Here is a 19588-nt window from a genome sequence, read left to right on the forward strand (position 1 = left end):
AAATCTCCTTAGTTTTTTTACGTGGGATGGTTTCGAACCACGTTATTCGTTTTTTAAGCAACAAGATTATATTTTACGTGGTAGCCCCTCTTTCGTCAATAGATTTCCTATCATAAACTACCTTTTTCCTTTTAGACAACGTATAATGAAACATATGAAAAATTTAGGAGGTTTCACTTCATGACAGCAACAATTCAAAATGAAAAAGTGATCGTTTCTATTTCTGACAAAGGTGCAGAATTACAGAGCGTTCGCTTAAAAGAAGACAACATAGAATATTTATGGCAAGGTGATTCTACTTATTGGGGACGCCGTGCACCAATTTTGTTCCCAATTGTTGGTCGATTAGTAGATAATACATACTACGTAGACGGTAAACCATATTCATTAACACAACACGGTTTCGCTCGTGATCTTACTTTCTCTGTGAAAGAACAAAGCGAAACAAAGATCACTTATATCGTTACTAGTAATGAAGAAACATTAAAAAAATACCCATACGAATTCGAATTACTCGTTTCTTATGAGCTAGATGGACAAAGTGTTCATGTAACATATGAAGTAAACAATCCTACTTCTAAAGAAATGTTCTTCTCAATCGGCGCACATCCTGGATTCAACTTCCCTTTATTGGACGGTGAATCATTTACAGATTATCACTTATCGTTTAATGGTTCGGAACGCTTAGAAACAAGCGTATTAGAAGGACCTTATCTTTCAAACAAAAAGCAATTAATCGCTGAAAATACGACTGAATTGCCACTTACATACGATTTATTCAAAAATGATGCACTTATTTTTGAACATATGAATACAAATGAAATTTCGATTCGTTCTCATAAACATAATAAATTTGTAAAAGTAGAATTTGATGAATTTCCATTTGTCGGCGTATGGACACCAGGGGATAACGCACCTTTCTTATGTATTGAACCTTGGTATGGAATCGCTGATGAAGTAAATCCAGCAAAAGATTTCAAGGACAAAAAGGGAATTCAATCTTTACAAGCGAATGAAACATTTACATGTCGTTACAGCATCACAATCGGATAACTACTCTATCCCCTACTTCAAAAAAATATTTAAGTAGGGGATAACCTTATAATTTGGAGGTTTCTCATTTTGATTGAAGTATATATTGATGGTGCATCAAAAGGAAATCCTGGTCCTTCTGGTGCAGGAGTGTTTATTAAAGGCGTTCAGCCGCCTGTACAATTATCAGTACCACTTGGAACAATGTCCAATCATGAAGCAGAATACCGCGCTTTACTTCTAGCATTAAAATATTGCATTGAGCATAATTATAGCACTGTCTCTTTTCGTACAGATTCGCAGCTTGTTGAGCGAGCTCTTGAAAAGGAATACGCAAAAAATAAAATATTTGCACCTCTTTTAGATGAAGCACTACAGTACATAAAAAACTTCGATCTGTTTTTTATTAAGTGGATTCCAAGTAGTCAAAATAAAGTAGCTGATGAATTAGCTAGAAAAGCTATCTTACAAAATTAACGGGGGTATGAGTGTGAAAAAAGAGTGGATTGCTCCTCTTGCTTTATTATTTGTCTCTTTTATTTGGGGAGCTACGTTTGTTGTCGTTCAAAACGCTATGTCTTTCGTTGGTCCATTTACGTTTAATGGTATTCGTTTTTTATTCGCTGGAATTATTTTATTATTCGTTCAAATTATTTTCTCACAGAAAACTTCAAAACAAGAATTAAAACATAGTAGTTTAGCTGGATTAATAGTTGGGTTCTTCTTATTTGTCGGCTATTTATTACAAACATTTGGCTTACTCTATACAACTTCTTCAAAAGCAGGTTTCTTAACTGGGCTAAGCATTGTTATGGTCCCAATCTTATCCTTTATCTTTTTAAAACAAAAAGCCACCATTTTCATCGTACTTGGTATTGCTGTAGCTACAACAGGTTTGTACTTATTAACAGCTGCTGATTCTTTCCAATTAAATATAGGAGATATACTTGTTCTCGGTTGTGCAGTCGCTTTCGCTGCCCATATTCTTATTAACGGCTTCTTTTCTAAAAAAATATCACCTTTATTATTAAGCACATCTCAAGTATTAGCTGTTGGTATATTTTCTTCTATTTGCGCTTTCTTGTTTGAAGATTGGGAAAAGTTATTTTCAGTATCACTATGGACGAATCAATCCTTTTTATTCGCACTCTTTCTAACTGCCCTGTTTGCAACATCTATTGCTTTTTTCATTCAAACATCGGCACAAAAACACACTTCTCCAACGAGAGTAGCAATTATTTTCGCAATGGAGCCCGTTTTTGCTGCATTAACAGGCGTTCTCGTTGCAAATGAACAACTTTCTATTTCTGCTATTATCGGATGTCTATGTATTTTTCTAGGCATGATTTTTGTTGAATTACCTTCCAAAACAAAAAAAGAAGCGCAGGCTGCGTGAAGTTACGCTTGTAACTTCCGCATAAAAGCCTTAGCGCTTTTTTTATCTGTAATTTCTTCCTCTTTCAATCGTTCTAATAACGCAACGAAATAACTACCATCAAACTGCAATTGATGTTTAATTGTCGCTTCTATTGCTGCGTTCACAATCCCATCAGACGCACCAGTATATCCTTGTCCAAACATAATAAACCCTTGTGCTTCCTCTGATAATTTAAATCCTTTCGTATGTAAGAATGAAAGATAATCTTCTACTGTTTGCATGTTATTCCCACCTACTCAAAAATTCTCCATCTCCTATCATACATGTTTTTACACGCTATGAGAATGAAATTTCTTTGACAACTTTGTAAATCAATCTTCTACTTCTCTTACAATGGAGGATTTTCTAACAATCTGAAGGAATATGTACAGTGAAACTTATTTCATATTAAAGGGGAGACACGATGAAACAAGCACTATTAATTATCGACGCTCAGCAAGAATTAATTGATGGAAATGAGCAAGAAAATGAAGTTTTTCGTAAAACCGAGCTATTATCTACACTAAATATAGCCCTCCAGAAAGCAATAGATTCAAATGCTCTTATTGTTTTCGTAAGAGATATCGATGTTGCTTCTGGTAGTGGCGAAGGATTTGAAGTACATAATCAAATTCAAGTACCCCAGTCTGCAATCTTTATTAATAAAGCAGCAACCAATTCATTCTACGGTACTTCTTTACTTGAACTTTTAAAAGAAGAAAACATTAATCATATTGTTATAGGCGGATGTAAAACAGAACATTGCATTGACACTGCCGTTAGGACAGCAACTGTACAAGGATTTGACGTTACATTAATTAAAAACGGTCATTCAACAACTGATTCTAACGTATTGTCTGCAGAACAAATTATTGGTCATCACAATAAAACTTTACACGGTCATTATAACGTTGATCATTTTTCTATGGTGCGAGATATCGAGGAAGACCTCTTTCAGCCAACTCATGACCAATATCGTGATTAAATTGGCTCAAAAAAGAATCCTTCATTTAAAAGGATTCTTTTTTATCCAAAAATTTGCGCTGCAATACTATATAGTTCACTATTTCTTTTTAATAACCGATTACTATTTTTCATCATAATTGGTGGTGTATTCACTTTTTTAAAACCAGCAACCTCTAATTCTTTCATGAAATCGTTCTTTCCTTCTGGTACATCCATTCTTAATTTTCCATTATGCCCTCTTGCTAAATCATGTACAATTCTCATTGCCATCTCATCATTTTTAGCAACAACCGGCCCTATTATCTTATTTTCTGGTGTTTGTATGCTTAAACCGTAACCTAATACATTTTGTTCCTTGTCCCTTACAACGATACACTGTTCACTTTGCATAATTCTTTTCTTTAAAAACTCTTTTCTATTTGTTCCAAACGCATATTCATCTATTTTTATTATTTTTTCTAAATCACCCTCTTCATAATTCATCACATAATCTTCATTTCTTACACAATAATCTTTCGCATTGTATGAGTTACATATGTATTTAGAAACATAACTTACTGCCCTAAATCCTAACTTTTCATATAAAGGTTTCCCTTCATCCGTAGCAATAAGCATAATTGGGGTATGAGCTGATACGCTTTTAACGCACGCTTCCGTTATTATCTTTCCAATCCCTCTCCCCTTATAATCTGGATGTACAATCACCATTCCGATAGACGCTAATTTCTCCCCATATAATATTATTGCCGCGCTAGCAATTAGTTCCTCTCTCTCATTCCAAACACCGTATACATTCCCTGCGTTAAAAATAGTCTCAATTTCTTCTCTGTTATAATCCCACCCAATATAAGAAGATAATGATACAATATTCCCTGTTTTTGCTTCCCTAAGACGCTCCACTCTAATTTCCAATTCAATCATACTCCATCCCCTTATCTAGACATTTAAATCATTATTATCAAATCAACTTGTACATGTTTCCATTTATTTATCACACACATATCCTATTTTGACCAAGACTATATTGGAAATGAGGTGACAACATGCCCATTACGAATCGATTTTCTACCACCACTAACGGCGCACTCGCTATTACAGGTAATACTTTAGGATTAAGTAAAATTAGTAATCAAAACCGTGCTGGTACAATCGGGGCAATTGGTGCGTTTATAACTACGAATACCGCTTTACAAGTACCTACTTTTCCCGCAGGTACAACGTTAACCTATACACAAAATAGTTCTACCGCTATTTTAAATATCCCTGCTGGTAGCACTATTCTTTACGCAGAACTCGTTTGGGGTGGAAACTATTTATCTCGTGATCAAAACATTACGAGTGTTCTAGGTAATCCCGTTTCATTTACAACACCCGTTTCAACATACTCAATTACTCCTTCAGCTGTTACAGCTTCAAATCAAACGTTCGTTTCAAACTCTATTACATTTGGCTTTTATACTCGTTCAGCAGACGTAACAACTCTTATTCAAGCTGGAGGTTCTGGTTCTTATACTACAGGAGCTGTCCCTGGACTTGTTGATCCTTTAGATGCTTCAAATGGATCCATTAACTCGGCCGGATGGACACTCATTGTCGCTTATCAAAACGGGACATTACCTGCAAGAAACTTAACCATTTATGTAGCTGGTAACCGTGTTTCTGCAGAAACTGGTAGTGCCGATGTATCTGTTTCTGGATTTTTAACACCTTCAGGAGGACCAGTAAGCGGGAGATTATTTTTAAGTTCTACCGAAGGAGATGCAGATTTAACCGGGGATCAAGCTTTATTTGGACCAAATTTCAGTTCATTAAATGCTTTATCTGGACCAAACAATGCTATAAATAATTTCTTCGGTTCTCAAGTTAATAATGCTGCAGGAAACTTAGATACAACAGGGACATTTGGAACGCGAAATCAAAGTGCTTCTACAAGTACAAACATCTCCGCAGGAAGACAGGGCTGGGACATTACTTCCATTGATATTTCTCCTTATTTAACAAACTCACAAGTATCCGCCGCAATCCGTTTAACAACTAACGGAGATGCGTATATGTTAAATACAGTCGGTTTACAAATTAATATAAACTCACCAAATATACAAGCGACGAAAAGCGTGAATAAAAGTGTTGCTGCAATTGGAGATATTCTCACTTATACAGTTACTATCCCTAACACCGGGCTTCTTCCTGCCAATAACGCTATTTTTATAGATAGTCTCCCTAACGGTACTTCTTTTATACCCGGCACTGTAACAGTAGATAACGTACCACAAACAAATGCTAATCCTGCGGCTGGTATATCTCTTGGAACAATCAATAATGGTGCTTCTCGTACAGTAACTTTCCAAGCTACCGTCGTTTCTCTTCCAAATCAAAACCCTATCTCTAATACTGCTAATATTACATTTCAATATACACCAATCGCTGGAGGAACAACCTTTAACGGCCTTGCAACAAGCAACTCTGCTGGAACACAAATTAACCTCGCAGATATTAATGGAACAAAATCAGTTAACAAACTTTTTACCGATATTGGTGAAACATTAACTTACAGTATTGCCTTAGCTAATATAGGAAATATCGCTGCAACGAACGTTATATATACGGATCCGATTCCTAGCGGAACTACTTTCATTCCAGGGAGTGTAACTGTTAACGGAGTTACTCAAGCTGGAGCAAATCCCGCTAATGGTATACCAATTGGTTCGATTGCAGCAAATTCCACTACTACTGTTTCATTCCAAGTGCTCGTTCCTTCTATCCCTCAAACAAACCCAATATTAAATAGTGGAACAACAACATATCAATACATTCCTGTACCTAATCAACCAGCAGTAAGTGGGACTGATACGACAAATATTGTCTCCACTCAAGTGAATAATGCTACTGTAACAATGACGAAAGCAGTAGATAAAAATTTTGCAGATATTGGTGACACACTAACGTACACCGTTTCCTTTACAGGTACAGGTAATACAAATGCGAACAATGTTATTTTTACAGATGTCATCCCTACTGGAACAACTTTCGTTCTAAACAGTTTAACAATAGATGGCACGACACAAGTGGGCGCAACTCCCGCTAACGGCGTGAATATTGGATCCATCCCAAGCGGCACAACAAAAAATGTTGCATTTCAAGTAGTAGTAAATACAATACCCGCGTCAAATGTCGTATCTAACGGATCAAGTGCTTCTTATCAATATACCGTCAACCCTAGCCAATCACCCGTTACAAAAAACATTTCTTCTAATCTCGTTTCCACTCAAATTAACAATGCGAATGTAACATTAACAAAATCAACTAACAAACAATTTGCCACAATTGGCGAAACGATAAGTTATACAATCCTTATTACAAACAGCGGAAATACAGCCGCTAATAACGTACAACTAACAGATCCACTTCCAAATGGAACGATATTAAATCCTGGTACTGTAACACTAAACGGAGTTTTGCAAAATGTAGATTCTCTCGTTGCATTACCTATCGGCACAATTCCTGGTGGAGCTACTTTTACCTTATCCTTTCAAGTAACAGTCATTAACATTACTGCCCAAAACCCTATTATTAATAATGCTTTTGCCTCTTATATTTACACTGTAAATCCAAGTTTGCCACCGACTTCAAAAACAGCAAATTCTAATTCTGTTACATCAACAATTAGACTAGCAAATCTCCACGTTAATAAATCTGTAGATAAAACGTTTGCGGAAGTTAGCGATGTATTAACTTACACCTTTGCTCTTACTAACGATGGGAATGTTGCAGCGAACAATGTATTACTATCCGATTCAATTGCGAATGGAACCGCCTTTGTACCAAATAGCGTTATAGTTAACGGTGTTACTCAACCAGGCGTTACACCAACTAGCATCAATATTGGTAGCATCAATGCTAATACTACAATTACAGCTTCATTCCAAGTAGTAATAACTAGCATTCCAAATCCAAATCCTATTTCGAATAGTGCTTCTATCTCCTACAACTTTATCGTTGATCCAAACGCTTCACCTGTAAGTAAAAACACTACTTCAACCACTACATTTACTCAAGTAAACGATGCAAATGTCATTTCAGCCAAAACAGTGAATCGAGCGTTCGCTACCGTAGGGGATACATTAACTTATACTGTTACTTTGACGAATGCAGGAAGTGTTTCTGCTGATAGTCCTACTTTCGTAGATACGAATCCAGACGGTACTACCTTTATTCCAAATACTTTTCTTATTAATGGTGTACTCCAAAATAACGCAGATCCAAATATAGGTGTTCCGCTACCTTCCATTGCTGCTAACGGCTCACTTACCGTCTCTTATCAAGTAACCATCACCTCTTTACCAACACAAAACCCAACATTAAATTCATCTAGTACACAGTATAGTTTTATTCTAAATCCGGGCGATCCACCAACTATAGAAACATCTGTAAGTAACACTGTAAGTACACAAATTAATTTAGCAAATGTAGTGATTGTCAAAGAAGTAGATTTAACTATCGCCGATGTCGGGCAACCAATCACATATACAATTTCTTTAGCTAATCTTGGAAATACTATAGCAAATAATGTTATTGTTACCGATATAATTCCTAATGGCTCCACTATCGTACCAAATAGTATTTTTATAGGTGGTACTTTACAACAAGGTGCAGACCCTAGTACCGGTCTTCAAGTCGGCTCCATTCCTTCAGGTGGTTTTACAACGATTGTGTTTCAAATAAGTGCAAATGGGCTACCTTCACCAAACCCAATTCAAAACAGCGCTTCACTTCAATATAGCTTTATCACTGATCCAAACTTACCTGCTCTTGTTAGAAACGCCGCTAGCAATATAGTAACTACACAAATTAATACTGCTAATATCGTTGCTACAAAACTAACGAGTACAAACTTCGCTGATATTGGTGATGTCATACTATATGCGACTATTTTAACAAATAACGGGAATATCCCTGCTGCTAATGTAACATTTACAGATATCATTCCAGCGGGTAACCTCTTCATTCCTAATACTGTAACGATTAATAATGTCCCTGTAGCTAACGCAAATCCTGCTACCGGCATTTCAATTGGTACGATAGGAGCGAATTCATCACGCACCGTTGCATTCCAAGTTTTTGTACCAACTATCCCTGCTGTAAATCCAATTACAAATCAATCAGGCACAACATTCCAATATACGTATGATCCATCCAAACCAGCTGTAATGCAGATGGTTGCTTCTAACACTGTACAGACAACTATTAATAACGCCTCAATTGCCGCTACGAAATCGGTAGATAAACAGTTTGCTAACGTAAATGATATTATTACGTACACGACTACTTTAACGAATAACGGGAACACACTTGCATCAAATATAGTATTTACAGATGCTATCCCAAGCGGGACGTCTTTTATTCCAAATAGTGTAACAGTAAATGGGAATATACTACCTAATGTAAATCCAGCGAGTGGAATAGCAATTGATCCAATAAACCCGAATGCAAATACGATAATTTCGTTCCAAGTGCAAGTAAATTCCATCCCGAATCCAAATCCAATCCCGAACCAAAGCAATACAACGTACCAGTATGTCGTAGATCCTAACTTACCTCCAGCATCCGCTAATACGTTAAGTAACGTAATAACAACTCAAATTAATAACGCTACTATTGTCGCTACGAAGTCTGTGAATACACCGACAGCTGCAATTGGTGATATCGTTACCTATACGATTGCAGTAGCAAATACAGGTAATACTCCTGCTAGTGCGACTGTTTTAACGGATGGGCTTGGTGCAGGAGCTTCATTTATCCAAAACTCCGTAACGATCAATAATGTCCCACAACCAGGATTAGATCCATCACTTGGTATTCACTTGGCAGATATTTCGCCAGGAGATACTGTATTCATTACTTTTCAAGCACAAATTTTAGCGATACCACCTAGTGGCACATTAACAAATAATGCTCTTGTAAATTATGAATATACCGTGAATCCCAACCAATCACCTGCTGTTAATAGTACAATTACGAATACAACGGTTACTCCAATTATTGATGCTACTCTTTCTATAAATAAAACTGTCAATTCAACATTCGCTACTATTGGAGATACACTTACTTTCACTTCTACCATTACTAATTCCGGTAATACTACCGCAAACAATGTTATTTTTACAGATGTAATTCCAAATGGTACAACGTTTATTCCAAATAGTTTTACGGTAAATGGAACAACTATTACTAATGCAAATCCACAAAACGGTATCAATATTGGTAACTTGAATTCAAATGCATCTGCTACACTCAGTTTTCAAGTAAACATTACAACACTTCCAAACCCTAATCCAATCCCGAACAAATCATCGCTTCAATATAGCTTTATTGTAGATATAAATGAACCGCCAGTTTCACGAACAGTTCAATCTAATAAAACTTTTACACAAGTAAATACTGCTTCCGTTATCGCAACAAAAACTGCAAGCAGTGCTTTTGCTGCTGTTGGAGATACAATTACGTATACAACTATCCTCACCAATAGCGGAAATACTTCAGCAAACACACCTGTTTTTATCGATATATTACCACCTGAACTTTCATTCGTTCCTGATAGCGTACAAATTAATACAATCCCACAACTTGGATTTAGACCAGATAGCGGAATCTCTTTAGACTCAATTCCAGTTGGAGGAACGACAACAATTAGCTTTCAAGCTATCGTTGGCTCAATACCAGCTACAAACCCAACTTTGAACCAATCTAGCACAACATACTCGATCATTATTGATCCTACCCAGCCGCCGGTGACAGAAACAGCTACAAGTAATCCAACTTTAGTTCAAATTAACGAAGCGATTATTCAAGCAACGAAAAGTGTAGATCGACTATTTTCTGACGTAGCACCTGGAAATTCATTTTTAACGTATACTGTTTTATTGGATAATATAGGAAACGCAACTGCTACGAATATCATTTTTACAGATCCGATTCCAAATAACACAGTATTTATAGAAGATAGCGTTCGAGTAGGCGGAGTTTTATTGCCTGGAGTAAATCCAGCGAATGGGATACCGATTGGGGATATTATTGCTGGAGATTTTATAAACGTTACCTTCCGTGTGCAAGTAGTTAGCATTCCAAATCCAATTTTCACAATTGGACCAGGCGGACCAAACTCACCGGTTGTAAACAGCGCTTCCATTAATTATCAATTTATGACAGGTCCAAACTTACCACTCGTTTCAAGAAGTACGACGTCCAATCCAGTTTTGACACAAATAAATTCTGGGGAAATTGTGGCAATCAAATCTGTAAATAAAACTTTCGCAACAATTGGCGATACAATTTCTTATACAATTACATTAAGTAACCCTGGAAATGTCACTTCACAAAATATAATTTTTACGGATACTTTACCTGATGGAACGACATTCATATCTGGCACTCTTACAAACGATTCTGGTACACAGCAAATCGGAAATCCAGCTAACGGAATTCAGATTGGAAATATAAACCCAAATGGAACGGCCGTGATTACTCTTAACGTACTTGTTACAAACATTCCAAGTATAAATCCAATTTCTAATTCTAGCTCTGTACAATTTGCACATGTGGTCGATCCTAGCCAACCTGCCGTATCACAAACAAATGTATCTAATGCAGTTTCGACAACTATCAATAGCGCAATTTTAACAACCAAAAAAAGTGCTGATAAATCTATCGTTTCAGTTGGAGATACGATTACGTATACAACTACTATTACAAATACCGGAAATACAGCCGCAACGAATATTACTTTCACAAGCGCTATTCCAGCTAGCACTACCTTTATACCAAATTCAGTCACAATAAATGGCGTTCAGCAGTCTAGTGCGCAACCAGCACTTGGAGTAAACATACCAAATATCGCTCCTGGTGAAACAGTAACTGTTACTTTCCAAGTAAATGTTATTTCTGTTCCCCCTTCCAGTTCAATTATGGGTAATGACACAATTTTATATTCTTATACTGTTAATCCAAACAGCGCTCCTGCTACTACCTCTACTTCAACGAATATTGCTACAAACCCTGTATTAAATGCTATGATAACGATGGTAAAATCGGTCGATCAAACCCTTGTAACACTAGGCGATACCATAACCTATACGACAATTTTAACGAATAACGGTAATACAAATGCAACGAATATTACTTTCACGGATCTTATACCAAATGGTACAACATTTATTACTGATAGCGTTACAATAAATGGACTCACACAAATTGGATTGAATCCTAATACAGGCATAACGATTGGATCAATTGCTCCTAACAGCTCAATATCTATAGCATTTCAAGTTACCGCTACTTCTACCCCTGTTCAAAATCCTATTGCCAATTCCGCTACTGCTTCTTACACATTTATTGCTGATCCCAATGCACCTATTGTTTCAAGAAACGTTACTTCAAACACAGTGTTTACTACGATTAATACAGCTACCATTCTTTCATTAAAACAAGTCGATAAATCCTTTAGTCGTATTGGAGACACACTCACTTATACTGTCGCTTTAACAAACAATGGAAACTCATCTGCACAAAATGTTATATTCACAGATACCGTGCCAAGTGGAACTACATTTATTGCAAACACATTTTCTATTAATGGAGTTCCTCAAAGTGAGGCGGATCCATCGAACGGTGTGAATATTGGGATAATAACAGCCGGGACTACAGTAACAGTTTCGTTCCAAGTTACTGTTACATCATTACCAACCGAAAACCCAATTGTAAATTTCTCATCAACATCGTATCAATTAGTCTCACCACCTGACTCAGAAACTTCAATTAGTAATCCTGTTTCAACACAGATTAAAGAAGCCATATTATCTATGACGAAAAATGAAAGTGTATCCTTTGCAGATATCGGGCAAACTGCTTTTTATACTACTTCTATTACCAATATAGGCAATACCGATGCAACTAATATTGTATTCACAGATGCATTACCAAGTGGACTCACATTTGTTCCTAACACATTAACTGTCGATGGTGTTTTACAACCTAACGCGAATCCAAATACAGGTGTATTACTTGCAACACTTCCACCAAATGAAATATATAGTATCGTCTTTCAAGTTACAGTGAACAGCATTCCTCCTAGTAACCCTGCACCAAATACAGCATCAACCACGTATGAGTTTACTGTTAATCCAAGTAATCCGCCGGCATCGAGTGCAGCTACTTCCAACACTACACTTCTTCAAATAAACAACGCAACTATTATTACCACAAAAACAGCAAATCTTACTTTTGCGGACATTGGTAATACAATAACATTTACACTTAACCTTCCTAATACCGGGAATGTGACCGCAACTGATGTAACTATTATCGATATTCTTGATAGCAATTTAAGTTTCGTTCCAAATAGTTTCACAGCTAATGGGCAAACCATTCCAAACGCCGATTTATCAACTGGTGTAAATATTGGTTCCATTAATGGTGGTAATACGGCAATCGTTACATTCCAAGCAACTGTTATTACACTTCCAACACTTAATCCTATTTCTATTTCTAATTCTGCTTCTACCACATATCATTATGTCGTTGACCCTAGCCAGCCACCTATTACAACTTCCAATCAATCTAATACAACGACAACACAAATTAATAGCGCTATCCTTACTGCACAAAAAAATTCAAATGTATCAACGGTAGATATCGGGCAGGATATTACCTACACCGTTACAATTACAAATGGCGGAAATGTTAGTGCAACGAATGTTATTTTTACCGATCTTATTCCAGACGGAACTTCCTTTGAACCGAATAGCTTTACACTGAACGGAACTAGCATCCCAAATGCAGACATCATTACAGGCGTTCCAATCGGTGATATCGCGCCAAACGAATCTGTCATCGTAGCATTTCACATTATCGCAAATGAAATTCCGCCTATAAATCCACTTACTAATCAAGCTAGCGTTAGCTTTCAACATATCGTTAATCCAGCTAATCCTCCAGTTTCAAAAAATATTATTTCTAACAACGTGACAACCAAAATTGAAAGTGCTATTTTAAATACTATTAAAATAGGAGATAAAACTTTTGCAACGATTGGTGATACGATTACGTATACAACGACTATTACGAACACAGGCAATATTCCTGCTAACAACGCTATATTCTCAGACCCTTTACCATCGTGGACACAATTTGTTGCAGGATCAGTTATTGTTGATGGCACTCCATTACCATCCGCTTCGATTATTAACGGTGTTGGCATAAATACAATCAATCCAAATCAAACTGTTACAATCATATTCCAAGTACAAATCGTAAGTAATCCAACAACGTTCACACCTGAACTCCAAAACTTAGGATTTGTTAACTTCCAATATAACGTAGGCAATGCATTACTGGCTCAGCCTGGCAATGTGGAAACGAATGTCTTCGTTACTTCTATTAATACAGCCATACTTTCAGCTGTAAAAACTGCTAATACAGCCTTTGCAAATATTGGAGATACGATCACTTATACAGTTTCGATTCAAAATAACGGCAATACAAACGCTACGAATGTAAATTTCTCAGACCCAGTTCCAACTGGAACGACCTTTGTTGAAAATAGTTTTGCTGTAAATGGAAGTACCATTCCAGGCGCAAATCCAAATAACGGAGTGAATATCGGAACAGTTAGCGCAGGTAGTTCCTTAACCGTTACTTTCCAAGTCATAGTTACATCTACTCCACCTTCAAATCCGATTACAAACGTAGCATCTATTCAATACGCATTCATCGTTGATCCGGCCTCTCCTCCTGTTACAGGCACGATAAATTCTAATAGCGCTTCAACACAAATTAATAACGCGACTGTTACAACTGTTTTACAAGCAAATCGTTCAATTGTATCTATCGGGGATGTAATTACGTATACAGCATCATTAACGAATACTGGAAACTTCCCTGCAAACTCTGTATTACTCATTAACGGAGTTCCTGAAGGAGCATTATTTGTTCCAAATAGTGTTACGCTCAACGGGATTTCACTTCCAGATGCAAGTCCAACTCTCGGTATTCCAGTTGGTATTATCGCACCAGGTGATTCCGCTACTATTACGTTCCAATTTCTTGCAAGTTCTATTCCACCGCAAGGAGCGATTATAAATCAAGCACTTACAAGTTACACGTATATTGTCGATCCAAGTCAACCTCCTGTTACAGCAACATCCTCGTCTAATACGGTTAATACAGCTGTTGTTGATGCATCGTTATCCGTAATTAAAAGTACAGATTCTCTCGTACAATCTACTGACGGTACAATCACTTACACAGTAGTCGTTCAAAACAACGGAAATACTACTGCAAATACAGTTACTTTAACAGATTTGGTCCCAGAAGGAACTGCATTTATTCCGAATAGCGTAACTATTAATAGTGTTTCCGTTCCAGGTGCCAATCCTAACGTAGGAATACCATTAAACTCCATCGCACCGTCAGAAAACGTCACTGTAACATTCCAAGTTATCGTTCAATCTATTCCAAGCGTGAACCCAATTTCTAATACAGCCCGTATTGACTATACTTTTATCGCCGATCCAACTGCTCCTATCATCTCTCGAACAATTACGTCTAATCCTGCTTTCACACAAATTTCGGATGCGACTATCCTTTCTTTAAAAGCAGTCAATGCACCTCAAGCAACAACAGGTGATATTTTGACTTACACAATAACACTAGAAAATACCGGAAATATTCCAGCTGCGAATCTCATATTTTCAGATACGATTCCCCAAGATACTACATTCGTAGAAAATAGTTTTACACTTAATGGAACAGCTATACTTGATGCCAATCCAAATGTAGGTGTTACTTTACCTACCTTAGCAGCAAACGATACTCACCTTATTTCGTTCCAAATTCTTATTAACGATTCATTCTCGCGAGAATCGATTACAAATCAATCCAATACAACATATACAATCCAACCAGACCCAGGGCAACCGCCTATTACTGAAACATCTACTAGTAATATCGTCATTACAAATTTCGTGCAAGCACAATTGACAATTACAAAAACATCCAATCCAACAACTGTAGATATTGGCGGAACTATACTTTATATTTCTGAAGTGAAAAATATCGGTAATGTTGACGCAATAAATATTGTTTTCACAGATTCTATCCCAGCTGGGACTACATTCGTTCCTGATAGTGTCACAATTAACGGTGTCCTTCAGCCAGGTCTAAATCCTGAAAACGGAATACCGATTGGAACAATTCCAGCAAATAGTTCCAAAACGATACTATTTCAAGTGCAAACAAATAATCCACCTACTGAAACCGAAATTGTAAATCAATCTTCAGCAACTTACCAATATGTAAGTATCCCTACAGCCCCACCAGTAAATCGCTCTGCAAATTCTAACATTGTTACAACATCACTTCAAAACGCAAATATTATTTCTGTTAAAAGCGCGGATGTAACTTTTGTATCAATCGGGCAAATTATTACCTACACAAATACACTACAAAATATAGGAACCGTTCCAGCTAACAATACCGTGTTCATTGATAACATTCCGGAAGGTACTATATTTATTGAAGATAGCTTAGCAATAAATAATGTAACTCAGCCTGGCGCTAATCCTGAAAACGGAGTAACTCTCGGCACGATACAACCAAATGAAACAGTCACTATTTCATTCCAAGTACAACTTACAAATATACCAGAGGGCAATACAGTCATTAATATTTCAGACACTTCGTACGAATACCAAATTGACCCTAGTTCTCCAATTATTCAGCGTAGATCGTTATCAAATGCAGTAAATACTGAAGTGCGAACGGCAAATGTTAGTGCAATTAAATCCGCTAACAGATCCATTACACGTATCGGTCAAATCATCACATATACAGTCGCAGTTACAAACGCCGGTACAATACCTATTACAAATACTCTCCTACTTGACGCAATTGCTTCTGGCACCACATTCGTTCCAAATAGCATTCTTGTAGATGGCGTACCAAGACCTAACGAAAATCCAATTACCGGTATTAATCTTGATATAATTCTTCCAAATAATACGATTATTGTTACGTTCCAAGTAAGCGTAGTCTCTATACCGCCACAAAATAACATTAATAATATCGCCGTCATTCACTATGAGTATCGACCAGACCCAAGCGGACCACCAATTTCAGAAACAACCTCTTCCAATAGTACAAATATACAATTTATTGATGCTATTCTTATTGCTACAAAATCCGCTAATACTGTATTAGCTAACATTGATGAAACCATTGAATATACAGTATTCATTCAAAATAATGGATCGACTACAACTAACTCCATCTTTTTTACAGATACTATAGCGGATGGAACAGTATTTATTCCAGGAAGTGTAATAGTTAACAATACTGTACTTCCTGCAGCAGATCCGAATATCGGCTTTTCCATTCCTAATGTCGTAGCAGGTCAAATGGCTACAATAACATTCCAAGTTTCCGTTACGAATTTACCTGCTGTAAATCCAACACCTAATACTGCAAACATCGTTTACGACTTTATTTTCAATCCTGACTTTGCGCCAATTCAAAAATCTACTACTTCCAATACTACTTTCGTTCAAATTAATGATGCTGATATCATTTCACTTAAAACTGTTGATTTGACCTCTGTAACAATTGGTGACATTTTAACTTATACAACAACTTTAACGAATACAGGGAATACGGATGCCACTACTGTTGTATTTACAGACAATATACCTGATGGAACAACCTTTATTGATGGTAGCGTTTTAGTAAATAACATTCCTCAGCTTAATGCCAACCCAAGTGCAGGTATACTTGTAGGAACGATTGCTCCTAATATTTCTATCCCAGTCACATTTTCTGTTACCGTCGTAGCTCTTCCTGCTAGTGGCCATGTTCAAAATCAATCAACTTCTCGTTATACAATAAACGTGGAAGAACAAATATCCACTAGCAATATTACCTTCACTGAAGTTATTTCTGCTAATGTAATTGCGACAAAAACAACACCTATCCAATATGCTGACCTACAAACTATTATCCCTTACACTATTTCCATTACAAACAATGGGAATATACAAGTAGAAAACATTATTGTTACAGATATCATCCCAGCAAATACGAGCTTTATAGAGAATAGTGTTATCGTGAATGGCAACGCTCGGCCAAATGACAATCCACTTAACGGTATACAAATTGATAACATTCCGCCTAATACGACAGCAACCATTCTATTCCAAGTACGGGTTACTTCGATTCCACAAACAAATCCAATCTCTAACATGAGTACAATTGAATATGAATACACGGTACCAAATCGACCACCTATTACCGAAACTATTATTTCATCAGCTGCTTTAACAGAAATTAATCATGCGAATTTGAATAGTAATAAAGCTGTTGACCTTGCATTTGCAACGGTTGGTGATACGTTAACGTATACGATTACACTAAATCAAACCGGTAATGTTGCAGTAAATGATGTAATCATTCAAGATATTATTCCTCAAGGTACTACGTTTATAGAAAATAGCGTCATTGTAAACGGAGAAACTCTTCCAGGAGTGAATCCAGTAAGCGGCATACCAATTGGTACTATAACTATTGGTGGAGATGCTATCGTTTCATTCCAAGTAACTGTGACTTCTATTCCAACACCAAATGAACTAAACAACAACGCAATTACTACTTTTAACTATATAGTCAACCCAAATAACGTACCTGTTACAAATACGACTACAACAAATACTGTCAAAACTACTGTCCAAAATGATAATGTCATTGCTTTTAAGTCTGCTGATGTAACAAACGCCTTACCTGGTCAAACTTTAACGTATACAATTACGATTACGAATAGCGGTAATGTAACGATTGAAGACCTTCTTGCCATAGACGCCGTACCAATAGATACGACTTTTGTTGCTGGTAGTGTTACGATTAACGGAATCAATCAGCCTAATGAGAATCCTGAAAATGGTATTACGTTAGGAAATCTTGCTCCTAATGAATTTGTTATTATTACGTTCCAAGTGACAATATCTTCTTCTACTCTTCAATCTACAATTAATAATGATGCTTCTGTTTCCTATACCGTTATCATTGATCCAACAAAACCACCTATTACAATTACAAAGCAAACAAATACCGTTACAACGACAGTCATTGATCCAATGGTTCGTATTGAAAAAACAACTGACAAATCTATTGTCGTTATAGGAGATATCATTACATTCACATTAGCGGTATTTAATCACTCCCCAATTCCGACAATCAGCACTTCTGTTATAGACACAATTCCAGCTGGTACAACATTTATAGAAAACAGCGTAACAATTAACGGTACTCCCGTTCCAAATGTTCGTCCAGACACTGGTATTAATATCGGCTCTTTACCTGCAGATTCAGTAGCAACTATAACATTTCAAGTCCTCGTAACTTCTATTCCTTCAAACAGTACAATTATAAATTCTGCAACAGTTACCGCTGCCTTTCAATTGACACCACAGGATCCAATTATTACTTTCATTGTTAATTCAAATATCGTTCGTATACCAGTTCAATTTATAACTACAACAGTCACGAAAAATGCTTCCGTCAGCTCTGCTTATTTAAATCAATATTTTGATTACACGGTGCGCATTACGAATACTTCCAAAATTTCACTCTCAAATATTTCATTACAAGATACTATTCCAGCAGGTTTACAATTTATAAACGGCACTGTCTTTATTAACGGTGAACGCTCTCCACTAGCGAATCCGAATATCGGTTTCCTAGTCGCTACTAATTTGGAACCAAACGAAACAATTATCGTGTTATTCACAGTACAAGTAATAAGTCCACCTGTTAATAATCCCTTTAAAAATACAGCCAATATTTCGTTACAACTTCAAGTCTCACCTACCGACCCACCAATTACAGTAACCGTTACAAGTAACGAAAACATCGTCACCTTTGTTTCAGAAAATCCAGATGAAACACTTCCAAATTTAAATTGCTTCTTTGACGGTGAGCGCTTCATTCGTATTACTCCTCGAAATGTACGAAATTACCTTTGGACTTGGATTTGGTGGAAGTAATTGAAACAAAAAAGTGATTGTAGTTTGGTTGAAACCAAATTACAATCTCTTTTTCATTACCTATATTCCACTACGTTGTAACTCGTCCAAT

7 protein-coding genes and 1 riboswitch are annotated in these 19588 nt (G+C 36.6%); of the genes, 5 read left to right on the plus strand and 2 right to left on the minus strand.

Features of this window, described 5'->3' with window-relative positions; genetic code table 11:
- Positions 1–2: 2 nt before the first annotated feature.
- A riboswitch (PreQ1 riboswitch) is annotated at positions 3–47 on the minus strand.
- A 133-nt stretch (positions 48–180) separates the two neighbouring features.
- The 3 genes from ACTFR8_RS06180 to ACTFR8_RS06190 all read left to right on the plus strand — a co-directional run bounded on the left by ACTFR8_RS06180 (position 181) and on the right by ACTFR8_RS06190 (position 2428).
- Positions 181–1053, plus strand: coding sequence for an aldose 1-epimerase family protein (locus ACTFR8_RS06180; RefSeq protein ID WP_000127395.1), 873 nt, complete (start codon positions 181–183; stop codon positions 1051–1053).
- 69 nt (positions 1054–1122) lie between these two features.
- Positions 1123–1509: a reverse transcriptase-like protein gene (locus ACTFR8_RS06185; protein ID WP_000573878.1), complete on the plus strand. Its 387-nt coding sequence runs from the start codon at positions 1123–1125 to the stop codon at positions 1507–1509.
- A gap of 13 nt (positions 1510–1522) precedes the next feature.
- Positions 1523–2428, plus strand: a complete 906-nt coding sequence (locus tag ACTFR8_RS06190) for a DMT family transporter (RefSeq protein WP_000712602.1) — start codon at positions 1523–1525, stop codon at positions 2426–2428.
- Between the two features lie 2 nt (positions 2429–2430).
- On the opposite strand, the gene ACTFR8_RS06195 is transcribed toward ACTFR8_RS06190, so the two are convergent.
- Positions 2431–2691, minus strand: a complete 261-nt coding sequence (locus ACTFR8_RS06195) for a DUF6123 family protein (RefSeq protein WP_001195212.1) — start codon at positions 2689–2691, stop codon at positions 2431–2433.
- A gap of 182 nt (positions 2692–2873) precedes the next feature.
- Between ACTFR8_RS06195 and ACTFR8_RS06200 the strand changes: the two genes are divergently transcribed.
- Positions 2874–3434, plus strand: a complete 561-nt coding sequence (locus tag ACTFR8_RS06200; protein WP_000806320.1) for a cysteine hydrolase family protein — start codon at positions 2874–2876, stop codon at positions 3432–3434.
- 41 nt (positions 3435–3475) lie between these two features.
- Here the strand turns inward: ACTFR8_RS06200 and ACTFR8_RS06205 are convergent, their stop codons facing one another.
- On the minus strand, positions 3476–4336 hold the full coding sequence (locus ACTFR8_RS06205) for a GNAT family N-acetyltransferase (protein ID WP_000571012.1): 861 nt from the start codon (positions 4334–4336) through the stop codon (positions 3476–3478).
- 122 nt (positions 4337–4458) lie between these two features.
- Here ACTFR8_RS06205 and ACTFR8_RS06210 point away from each other — a divergent pair, with 122 nt between their 5' ends.
- Complete coding sequence (locus tag ACTFR8_RS06210) at positions 4459–19497, plus strand: cell surface protein (RefSeq protein WP_252209909.1); 15039 nt, start codon at positions 4459–4461, stop codon at positions 19495–19497.
- Positions 19498–19588 lie beyond the last annotated feature (91 nt).

It is taken from the genome of Bacillus cereus group sp. MYBK15-3, from assembly GCF_051916765.1.
GTDB classification, from domain to species: Bacteria; Bacillota; Bacilli; order Bacillales; family Bacillaceae_G; genus Bacillus_A; species Bacillus_A cereus.

Bases quoted from the DNA above. Each gene is read 5' to 3' on its own strand.
- ACTFR8_RS06195 (WP_001195212.1), bottom strand. From the start codon at position 2,691: ATGCAAACAGTAGAAGATTATCTTTCATTCTTACATACGAAAGGATTT.
- ACTFR8_RS06205 (WP_000571012.1), bottom strand. From the start codon at position 4,336: ATGATTGAATTGGAAATTAGAGTGGAGCGTCTTAGGGAAGCAAAAACA.
- ACTFR8_RS06180 (WP_000127395.1), top strand. From the start codon at position 181: ATGACAGCAACAATTCAAAATGAAAAAGTGATCGTTTCTATTTCTGAC.
- ACTFR8_RS06200 (WP_000806320.1), top strand. From the start codon at position 2,874: ATGAAACAAGCACTATTAATTATCGACGCTCAGCAAGAATTAATTGAT.
- ACTFR8_RS06210 (WP_252209909.1), top strand. From the start codon at position 4,459: ATGCCCATTACGAATCGATTTTCTACCACCACTAACGGCGCACTCGCT.